We start from the raw sequence: 768 nt of genomic DNA on the forward strand, positions 1-768 counted from the left end.
GTGAACCACAGGGTGTTGCGGATGCCGTCCCGCCGACGGCGTGTGGGATCCCTTACGGGCGAGGGTTGGTGATGGACCGTCAGGTGGTCGGCGTACGTCAGCCACCAGCCGTCCGCCGCCAGGTCCGCGGCCAGCAGCTCCTCCTCGCCGCCGAGCCACAGCCGCGGGTGGAAGCCGCCGGCGCGCCGGAAGGCGTCGGTGCGCAGGACGGTCGCCGCGGCGAGGAAGGAGCCGAGCGCCGGGCCGGGCAGCCAGCGCGGGCCGGGGAGGGGTGAGGTGCGCAGTTCCTCGACGATCGGGTCCTCGGTGCCGTCCGGTTCGACGAGGATGCGGGCGGTGACGGCGCCGAGCGCGGGGTGCCGGTCGAGGAGGTCGGCGGCGCCGGACAGCGCGCCGGGCGCCCACCAGGAGTCGTCGTCGCAGAAAGCCACGTAGGGCGTACGGACCCGGCGCACGGCCAGGTTGCGGCCGACGGCGCCCAGGTTGCGGCCGGGGCGCAGCAGCCGTACCCGCGGATGGTGGCGGGCCACGGCGGTGGAGGTGCCGTCGGTGGAGCCGTTGTCGGTGACGATCACCTCGGGCTGCTCGGGGAGTTCGGCGAGCCGGTCGAGGGTGCGCAGGAGTTCGGGGCGCCGGTTGTGGGTGATGATCACGACGGTGGTGCGGGGGTCGGTCATGGAGTGCCTCCGAGGTCCCCTCCGGGATGCGTACCGGTGTCCGTGCTCGTTTCCAGGAGGCGGGCGGCGCGTTCGACGTACGGGGGCAGGG

The 768-nt window shown here is 74.5% G+C and carries 1 protein-coding gene; it reads right to left on the reverse strand.

Going from position 1 to position 768, the window contains the following annotated elements; all coding sequences use genetic code 11:
* On the reverse strand, positions 1-677 hold a 677-nt coding region (locus C1I97_RS38220), incomplete at its 3' end, for a glycosyltransferase family 2 protein (RefSeq protein ID WP_111007396.1).
* Between the last annotated feature and the right edge of the window lie 91 nt (positions 678-768).

It is taken from the genome of Streptomyces sp. NTH33 (assembly GCF_003236365.1).
In the GTDB taxonomy this organism is placed as follows: domain Bacteria; phylum Actinomycetota; class Actinomycetes; order Streptomycetales; family Streptomycetaceae; genus Streptomyces.